This is a genomic window from Methanolobus sp., from assembly GCF_030682845.1.
Taxonomy (GTDB): domain Archaea; phylum Halobacteriota; class Methanosarcinia; order Methanosarcinales; family Methanosarcinaceae; genus Methanolobus.
In genome coordinates this window covers 16,292-25,622 of the sequence record NZ_JAUXNK010000066.1, presented here as the reverse complement: position 1 = coordinate 25,622, position 9,331 = coordinate 16,292, and the positions used below count along the sequence as shown (strand labels likewise).

General features: G+C 42.2%; 11 protein-coding genes. 4 read left to right on the top strand and 7 right to left on the bottom strand.

The genetic code is table 11. The features are described from left to right. Window positions 1–6: 6 nt before the first annotated feature. From Q8J68_RS07905 to Q8J68_RS07875, 7 genes are all read right to left on the bottom strand, one after another. Window positions 7–672 (bottom strand): hypothetical protein, encoded by a 666-nt coding sequence (locus Q8J68_RS07905; protein WP_305310981.1) that lies wholly within the window; start codon window positions 670–672, stop codon window positions 7–9. Between the two features lie 10 nt (window positions 673–682). Beyond that, window positions 683–919, bottom strand: a complete 237-nt coding sequence (locus Q8J68_RS07900; protein ID WP_305310980.1) for a hypothetical protein — start codon at window positions 917–919, stop codon at window positions 683–685. A 3-nt stretch (window positions 920–922) separates the two neighbouring features. Beyond that, a complete protein-coding gene (locus Q8J68_RS07895; RefSeq protein ID WP_305310979.1) occupies window positions 923–1,210 on the bottom strand; it encodes a hypothetical protein in 288 nt (95 codons plus the stop codon). Between the two features lie 267 nt (window positions 1,211–1,477). Next, window positions 1,478–1,918, bottom strand: a complete 441-nt coding sequence (locus Q8J68_RS07890; protein ID WP_305310978.1) for a hypothetical protein — start codon at window positions 1,916–1,918, stop codon at window positions 1,478–1,480. Next, on the bottom strand, window positions 1,918–2,652 hold the full coding sequence (locus tag Q8J68_RS07885; RefSeq protein WP_305310977.1) for a P-loop NTPase: 735 nt from the start codon (window positions 2,650–2,652) through the stop codon (window positions 1,918–1,920). Before Q8J68_RS07885 ends, Q8J68_RS07890 begins: the two co-directional genes overlap by 1 nt. Before the next feature lie 271 nt (window positions 2,653–2,923). After that, the gene (locus Q8J68_RS07880; RefSeq protein WP_305310976.1) at window positions 2,924–3,187 is read right to left on the bottom strand and encodes a hypothetical protein; all 264 of its coding nucleotides are present in this window, start codon (window positions 3,185–3,187) and stop codon (window positions 2,924–2,926) included. A 10-nt stretch (window positions 3,188–3,197) separates the two neighbouring features. Next, entirely contained in the window at window positions 3,198–4,439 is a 1,242-nt protein-coding gene (locus Q8J68_RS07875; protein ID WP_305310975.1) for a hypothetical protein, read from the bottom strand. 613 nt (window positions 4,440–5,052) lie between these two features. On the opposite strand from Q8J68_RS07875, the gene Q8J68_RS07870 reads away from it, so the two are divergent. The 4 genes from Q8J68_RS07870 to Q8J68_RS07860 are packed head-to-tail and all read left to right on the top strand — an operon-like array spanning window position 5,053 to window position 9,330. Then, window positions 5,053–6,231 carry a Cdc6/Cdc18 family protein gene (locus Q8J68_RS07870; RefSeq protein WP_305310974.1) on the top strand — a complete coding sequence of 393 codons (1,179 nt, stop codon included), beginning with the start codon at window positions 5,053–5,055 and terminating at the stop codon, window positions 6,229–6,231. Window positions 6,232–6,239: 8 nt separating this feature from the next. After that, window positions 6,240–6,539, top strand: a complete 300-nt coding sequence (locus tag Q8J68_RS14980; RefSeq protein WP_370867619.1) for a DUF2061 domain-containing protein — start codon at window positions 6,240–6,242, stop codon at window positions 6,537–6,539. A gap of 54 nt (window positions 6,540–6,593) precedes the next feature. Next, window positions 6,594–9,143, top strand: a complete 2,550-nt coding sequence (locus tag Q8J68_RS07865) for a S8 family serine peptidase (protein WP_305310973.1) — start codon at window positions 6,594–6,596, stop codon at window positions 9,141–9,143. 1 nt (window position 9,144) lies between these two features. Further along, entirely contained in the window at window positions 9,145–9,330 is a 186-nt protein-coding gene (locus Q8J68_RS07860; protein ID WP_305310972.1) for a hypothetical protein, read from the top strand. Window position 9,331: the final 1 nt, after the last annotated feature.

Sequence of the window (9,331 nt, the reverse complement as noted above, 5' to 3'; positions counted from 1 at the left end):
GTGGTTTTAAATCTTCGCGTATGCGCTCTCGTCCCTCATGTGGTCGCCTTTGGCGAAGTACACGCCAATGGGTCGCAACTGTGATCTTCCTGCACGCATGACAAGCTGGCGGATGTAGAACTCCTGTTCTTTCTCCACTACGATAGGGTCAGGTAACTCAAATATCTTGTAATCCTGTTCCATCATCACGTCATCAAAGTACCAAATGGGGTAATCTCTGCCTTTGATGTTTGCGACCAGCCCAGCAACCTTTGATACCTCTTCCGGTTCGTGAATGGCTATCATTATCATGGTTGCATACTTGCTCAGTTTGATCTTTGAGCTGCTGGACCCAAGCCAGTTGATCCACCTGCTTGATACGTTTGCGGTTGTCAGGTACTGTACCCATGTTCCTGTTGCGTATGTGGGTGCAGCGGTCGCAAGGATGAAGTTCGGCATTATAGGCATCCAGCCGAATTCGTTGGTGCCTGCATTCGCGCCGCCGAATGGGGATTCGAGCTGGTATTTTGCGATCCTGCATGCTTCTTTAATCTGTTCCTTGTTGTCCTGGAAAATGTCTATCACTTCTCTCTGCTTGAAGTGCCGGGTTACGAACCTGTCCCACTCACCTTCAAATATTTCATCTTCCGCCGCCAAGAGCTCTTCTTTTCTATATTCTACTATTTTTGGCATTTTATCCTCCTCACACGATCATTTTAGGTGCCGCGACTCTATGTCTATTCCCTGTAGGCTCTGGGGACGGCGGTGTTGTTGCTGCTGCTCCAGCCATTCGCTTCTCGCGGAAGCTTTTGATGCGCTCTGTGATTGGTTCCTTGCTGAAAAACACCGGTTCAGGTTCTAAGCCTGCCTTTACCCTGACTTCAGATGCTTTTGCCCGTGCTTTTTCACGGAATTCTTCAACTTTATCCATTAGTGCCATGTTTTACCTCTTCATCCATCTTCGGGTGATCTTCGCCTGCTTCGTGCCGCCTTCTGTTACCACGTCCGTACTTCCGATGACAAGTGCAAGGGGCACATCAGATAGCCCACCTCGGGTTCCTGGTATTCCCCTTGTCTGGATGTATGTCAGCTCTTCTCCATCTATAACCCTCTTTTTCACGTCTCCCACGATGCCCATTACAAGCTCTTTTTCAGCTTTTATGGTGTCGCGAAAGGCTGTAAAGCGGTCTTTCATATTCTGTTGTATATTCTTGCCGGCTTCCATTGGCATTTAAAATCCTCCTTTAACTTATTTGCAATAGATGTAACATTTTAACTTGTGTTGTTATAGATTAGCGAAGCATTTATAAATAAATAATCTTACTTAGTAACTTAATAAGTAAGAGAAAGAAATGGTAACTACAGTTCATGTACCCCTCGATGATAATGTTTATAAGAAAATAATCGAAGCTAAGGGTGAAATGACATGGCGCGAGGTTCTTTTAGAGTGGCGTAGTAGCAAAACAGAACGTGAACACCCGGTGGATAAAAAACGTTTTTAGGCTGACTGTAGCACCGCTTCTTGTTTGATTTTCGGCAGCGAGTCCTTTAGGTCTTTAATGGCTTTTATGAATAGTTTAAAGTCTGCCATGGCTGTTTCTCCGAAAAAACTTATTTCCCCGAATCTCCACCGTGTCATCATTTCCTGGATTATGGCGTCATGTTCTTTTTCAAACAGACTGAAATACATATCGCTTGGTGCTAAGATGATGTTGTCCGGTTTATTAACATTCTTAAGAATCTCAAATTTGCCGTTCTTCAACCTGAAGTGGATGGATACATTAATATCTGTGAGGTCAAGACGTGTTATCCTGCCCTTATCGGCTTTGTAGGTTTCCTGGAGTTTTTTCAAGTCCAGTTTTGAATTGAAGTAGTTGTAGAAAAATTTTGTCAGCTTTCCTGCAAAACTTATTCTTTTTTTGAGGATGTCGGTGTCCATTATTGCACCGCCTTCAAAATGTTTTCTAATACACCGAACTCGTTTGGGATTGTTGGTGGGTGGGTCTCGAATATCTCTTCGCAGAGTGGAATTCGTCCAAAAAATGGAATGTTCGGGTACTTCTCAGGTACTGTGTTTTTACCGAATGGTGCGAATTCCTCATTACAATGCTGGCACATAACGGGTGCGCCATGCATCCATGAGCCGCTCATGTTCTCGACTATCCCTAAAATCTTTATTTTGTAATGGTTGCATACATCAACTGTCCTATTAACATCCTCGCTCTGGTTGGGTTGGGTGACTATTATTGCGCTACAGTCGGGTATATAAGTGGCAAGGCTTAAGAATTCAACAGACGTTCCCCCGGGCATATCAAATATCTTAAATTCAAGTTCACCATATTCGGTGTTGAGTATCGCTTCCCTGATAAATTGCCTCCTCTGGCTATCAGGCATAGTTATTCCCTGATCTGCTTTTTGCAGGTAGAGGCTCATGGCAAATACTTTCATCGCGTTTTCGCCTACCATATAGTCTCGCGGTATCATCTTCCGTTTCTCAAGGTCTATATCTATATCTCCTTCAAGCCCGAGGAGACCGCCAACGTTGCTTGAGTCTATATCCAAATCGATGAGTGCAACGCGATGGGTTTTGGCGAGTGCCAGAGCGAGGTTTACTCCCACGAGGGTCTTTCCAACGCCGCCTTTGCTACTTAGACACATTATTGATTTAGCCATTTTTCACCTACTTTTTTAAGCCAATAAGTTTACCATCATTTACATACGGGCATTTAATCTTCATTTTGCATATGGGTAGAATACAGAGTTTGGTTAATGTTCGATCGCATTTTGCAATTAAAAAATACCAGTCAAGCGGTCCGAAAATCAGGTGCGCTATAATATATGCCCCGATGATCGCTTTTGTCAAACTATTCTGGATGCCGGATGAGATAAGAACTATAAATATAAAACTATAGAATATTACGACCTTCCAGAAGCTGTACATTGTTTACTGTCCCTTTTTTTTGGTGCTCCTAATCACTTCGGTCAGCTTATCAATCGATTCCCGGAGCTTTTTCGACTCCTCTGTATACAACTCCACTCTCATTGTGTTCGTATCAAGAGCTTTGATGAGCGGCGCGATTGCGTCCTTGATCTCTTTTGACATCTCGCCTGTGGCTTTTGTCAGCTTATCCGAGAGTTCGTTCATGCGCTTGTTCACACGCTCTTCCACATCGGGTATTAGTGCGCCAAATATTCCTTTCTCTACCATATATTTCCTCCTATACTGTCTGTGCTATCTTTTCCAAATTTTCATCCAGTTCCGTTAGATCCTTCCCGGTTCTTTTTGCTGGGGGTTTGCCTTCCGGTCCCATTAAATATCCCAGTGCTATTTTTGTAGTATCGTGAATGTCGCCGAGTTTGCTGCCGATTATGTCTAGCTTTTTACCTTCCAACGAGCCTTCCTCGCTTATGTTCTTGGGCATCGGTGCTGAGGGGGGTCGGTGCTTGAGTTCTCTAACCTCCCCGCTTAAAGTCTCCATCGCTGAGGTTAGCCGGTTCATAGAGCTTTCACGTTCTTTTTCTGTTATTTGGTTTTGTATTGCTTTTGTGACGATCTCTGAAACGTCCTCTTTTGATATCTGTGGTTTTTCCGTTGCCTTGAATACAGCTTCCTCTATCATTTCCTCAACATCTTTCTCTTCTTTCGGTTCGGGTTTCTGTAAAGTTTCTATCTTTGCTGCCAGACCCTCGATAGCTTTTTCAACCCTCTCCATCCTCAGATCTTCTTTGGGTTGCGGCTGCATAAATACCAGCCCCCCTGGACTGGGGTTCGGCGCGCCTGTGTTTGTTGGGTTAAAGAATTGTGGCATCTGCTGTATCCTGCCCTCTGGTGTGACTACAAAAAACGGCTGAGCATTCGGCTGCCCTCCCTGCGGCTGCAATGGTGAAAAGAATGGTGTGTTTTGCTGCAGTCTTTGCTGGAGCAGGGCGCGCAGTTTCTGCTCCAGGGTTATGACGTTCTGTACCACCCGCTGCGCAAACCTGGGGTCAATTTGTGAGCTTATGAGAAGCATGTACAGAGCATTATAGTCTGTCTGCGCGGCATTGTCCTGATCATACTGGGTCATAACCCATGTTTTAATATTGGAGGACATTTTTGGCATTATGGTGAGTAGCTTATCAAGCTTCACTCGCTTTAGCTTCTGGATCCCTTCTTCCCCATAAAACAGGACGGTTTCTTCCTCAGAGAGTGTTTCTATCGCGGGCGCCCCGAACATACTCTCTTTTTCTATGAGTTTTGGGGGCTGCTTCTCTTCTCCTAATGGGGTCTCCCCTCTACCTGCTCCGCCTAACGCCTCATCTGCAGCGTTTTGTTTATTCTTTTTGTGTTCGGGTGTTTTACAATGGCGCTGATATTCCGCCTGTGCTTTGCCCTGCTCTGGGTGCGTCTCGCCCTTCCAGTTACATAAATCACATAAAGGAATCCATGTACCTTCTGGTTCGTTGTGCTCGAGTGTCATGCTCTTATAGAGAGTCTTACAATGTATTTAAGAGTTTTTATAAGAGGTCTTGTAAGAGTGTTTGTAAGACACACCCCATTTCCTATGGAACTATTCGCTTCTGAGGAGTATTCGCCCAGACATCTTTTAAAGTTCCATAGGAAATGACGGGGGGTGTATAATTGTCGAAGGGTTAATCGACAATCAACGAAATAATCGACAATTAACGAAATTAATATCGACGATTGTTGGGGACGGAGACTCCCCATTTCCGAAGGAACTCTATACTTTAGCTCCAACCAAAATATGATTTCCGAAGGAAGTATTACTAACAGTAATAACATAGGATAGAATAGAATTATAGATAGGATATACTTATATAAATTATTTCAGCAGTTCTACAAAACGTTTATATAGATGAAACGACAAAGTAGTCGGTTGAGTGGATAGTGTATTATTCTTCAAATATTATATGAGTGGGTATCTAAGGGAGAGAAAAACCAAAGTTCCTTCGGAAATGTGGTCCCTCTCTCCCCTCCACACTTCCGAAGCTTCCTAAGGAAAACCGTTACGGGATACATAAACCAAAAAGTATAATAGAATAGATACACTTCTTAAGGAATGAGGGATTCCTTTGATCAAAGACGCTTCGGTATTTACAAACTCATATTTTCCTACAACGATTCGACATAGAGAAAAACAAATTAAAGATCTTGAATACCAAATACTCGGGCCGCTTACACAAAAACTTATGAGAAATAGTATTATTTATGGTGTCGCTGGTACGGGGAAGACCTTAACAGTTAGATATGTAGCTGATCAACTGAAAACCAGTAAGAATGTGCAAGTATGGTATATAAAATTAAGAGAAGCACGTACCGAATACAGCGCTATAAATACAGTCGGTAAAGCTCTGGGGTTGGGTGATCAAAAAGGGCATACAGACACAAAAATTTATTCCAGCATTTACGAATATATATTGAAAATGAGTCAAAAACATTTTCTATTTATATTAGATGAAGTACAAAATATAAAACAAGACTGCAACTCTTTTTTAGATTTTTTCTTGCGCCCAGAAGAAAATTGTAATCTCGGGGAAAAAAAGATTTCAGTTGTATTCATATCGAATAAAATAACATACCCACAAAATTTAGACGCTGGGATGCAGAGTTCGTTTGCGTGTATTGATAAGTTGATATTTCCTCCTTATAACGCGAACCAGTTAAGAGATATTTTAAACGAACGCACTGCTGCAGGACTATATGAAAATACGTATGAAAGTACCGTAATCCCGTTATGCGCTGCGTATGCTGCACAGGAACACGGCGATGCTAGGCGAGCAATACAGATGCTGGGTATAGCAGCCGCGATAGCAGAAAAAGAATCAGCACAGAAAATAACAGAAGAGCATATCAAAAAAGCCAGAGAGACGATTGAATTTGAGGGGGCAGCAAATATAATAAGAACTTTACCGGGGCAGGGGAAAGCTGTTGTTCTTGCGATAGCTAGAGATATAAAAGCAAGAAAGAAAAAAGGAGACACAGAGTTGCCAACAACAGGGACTATATATATACAATATAATAACATTGTAACAATTATTGGTATTGACAAACTAACACAAAGAAGAGTCACAGACATACTCATAGAGTTTGAGGAAATGGGGTTGGTATCCACAGCCCTTATATTCAAGGGGAGGATGGGTAGATGGAAGACAGTAGATTTAAATTATCCGGTTGAAATAATTGAAAAAGCGGTAACCGAAGACGTTAGGTTCGAGGAGTTTAAACCCATAATAATACAGTCAAAACTATGAGGTAAGAAATGCCGAACATAATAGATTTAAAAATACGAAGCTGGACAAAATCTTTTACCTGGCGCATTCTGGGAGTTATCATCCTGCTGCCGCTCACATATAGTTTCACAAACAAGTGGGAAAGCGCGGCAGCAGTTACATTGAGTTTTCATATAATAAGAATAGTTTTGTATTATTTTCACGAACGTGTATGGGAGTACATATCATGGGGCAGAGGCAATAATAATAGTCGGTTGTGGTTATGTACATCTTTTATAATCCTCATCATTACATTCATTGCAACTATATTGATCGGATTGCGAGGTTGAAAAGTACAAAAACCTTTTAAACATAATTGGAGTATGTATAATTACAGGTGGACTATGCTCAGGCGCGCACTAACACAAGGATTAATGACTAAATATAGGCGTGGTATTATAACCCCTGTAATTATAAAATCCAAAGAAAACCTCTTTGACTCACTCATAACTGAACTGCAGGAAATCCGCAAGTCCTTTAATCTACCACACCTCCTCGATTTTCAAGGCATGACATCTCTATTTGGATTAAAGAAGATACGAATGTTTAACATGGTATCTATACCCCTGATCGCAGATCTCGTTGAAGACTTATCTGAAAGCGTAAAAGTTGAGAAGATGTACCCGGACCTCATCAAGTATGCATTCCAGGACGGGGTATTTACAGACAGGCGCGGGAAGCAGTTTACCACAACATATTATACCAAGCGCGTGATAGGCGCGGATAAAGCCAACCAGGAAGGGTTCACAGGCAAAGGGGTCAAGGTTGTCGTTATCGACACCGGAATTCGCGCAAGTCATCCACAGGCAAGGCGTTTCATCACCCGTACAGCAGCGCCAGAAAAAGGGATGCTGGGTTATGATAATAACGGACATGGCACCCATGTGAGCACGACTATAGCGGGAAGTTATCAATTAGATCATGCCTATAACGCGCAAGTAGAAGGTATGGCTCCGGATACCACGCTGATAAGTATTCAGTCGCTCGGCTACGTTGTCGGCATGGGCTCAACCTCAGATATACTCAAAGCAATGTCTATGGCGATAGAGATAGGTGCGGACATAGTCTCGATGTCACTTGGGTCAAACGAAGCGCCGCCTGACGCTGAGAACCCGGAGGCTGAGGCTATAAATAAACTTGTTGAGCACAACATTATTCCTGTTGTAGCCGCGGGCAACTCAGGTCCAGGCGCGCAGTCTGTAGGTTCGCCGGGAAGCGTAGAAAAAGCCCTGACAGTAGGCGCATGGGATACTATCAACAACAAGCTTGCAGATTTTTCATCGAGAGGACCTACGAAAGGAGACGGTCTCACAAAACCAGATGTAATAGCGCCCGGATACAGGATAGATTGTTTAAGTTATTATACACGGATACTTACTATGGCTGGATACAAACAGATTAAGTTTATAAAAAAAGGGGATCAGATTATTAATTATAATGTTGAAAAACAGCAATTTGAGGTAGACATGGTTGGGTTAGTAGCAAAAAGACCGCGCAGAGAAGACGAGAAAGTATATCGGATTAAAACTAATGAAGGACATATTATAGATGCATCGGAAGATCATAAATTTCTAGTAGAAAAAGAACAAAAAAACATCTGGGTAAGGGTCAAGGATCTACATATAGGGGATCATTTGCTTTCTTATGATAAAACAGACGATGCCTGTAAAGTGCCAGTCAATGTTACTATAAGCCAGGGCATGATGGGCAGCGAGCGGCTGGTAGGAGAAAACAACCCTAATTATAGAGGAGGCAAGGAAATTATTTGTGAGGTATGTGGTAATAAAAGATACGTCACGCCAGCCCATTTCAAGACTGCAAAATACTGTTCGAGACGGTGTCGGTATAAAGCACAGATGGGAAAACCCTTTTCACCATGCACCCAGTTCAAATCAGAAGATGTATTAGGAGAAAAAAACCCTTTTTATGGTAAACACCACACCAAAGACGCAATAGCTAAAATAAAAGCAGCCAAAGGCATGGTTATGGAGGAAAGGGTATGTCCAGTATGTTTAGATATATTCACTGTACCTAAAAGATTAAAACGTGTTTATTGTTCCAGAAAATGTTCTTATGATGATAAGAGGCGATCTGGGTTTTTTATAACTCTATATAAAAAAGGATGGGAAAAATTAGAGAAGGAATATGGAAGTGATTGGCATAAAATAATTAGTGCGAAAGGATTGAAAACACTACAGAGTCGTGAAAAAAGAACAATTATTGAAACACTACTCGAAGCAATTCTTAAAGAGCTTAATATAAAATATACCTCGCAGTATCTAATTGATTTAGGGGACTATGCCACGGTTGCAGATTTTGCCATACCGGATTTAAAAATTGCCATATACGCTGATGGGGATTACTGGCACAATAAACCCAAAGTAAGGGGTAGAGATGCATATATTAATAAAAGATTAAGGGAATTGGGGTGGAAAGTATTGAGGTATTGGGAAGAAGAAATACATCAAAAGAAAACAGAAATCGTATCTGAGATCAAAAGTGTTATTCCAGTAGACCCCATCATTACTGAAATACAAGAAGTAGAAATTAATAGTTTATATGATGTAGAAGGAATTAAAAACCACACGCTTGTAGCAAACGGTATTATTGTGCATAATAGCGGCACGGTAGGTTTGATAGACGCACAGTCACCGGGGCAGTTTAAGTACGCCAGCATTTCAGGCACAAGCATGGCAACACCCCATGTATCGGGCATCTTATCATGCGCCAGGCAGATGTATGCCCAGCAGGGAATAACACTTTCGGTGGATATGGTGAAGGAAGCTATGAAACTCCATACCAGCAAGACCAAGAACAACAGCGATGGGTACGGTATGATTACCTGGGATATTCTCAAGTCGCACCTGCAGCACGCAGGCGGGAAGGCAGCGTAACATGCCAAAAGAAGAAAAAAGCATATTTGGTTTTGGGATCATCGATCCTGATAAAATCAAAGAAGACTTGAGAAAGGATCTCAGGAAAACAGTAAACGAAAGTATAGCCGACGGCGGGGAGGTAGTGAAGAGAGCTGTATCAAACGCTATTCTAAAGAGGGTTAAGCAGGCGAGGGGCGGGGAATAGG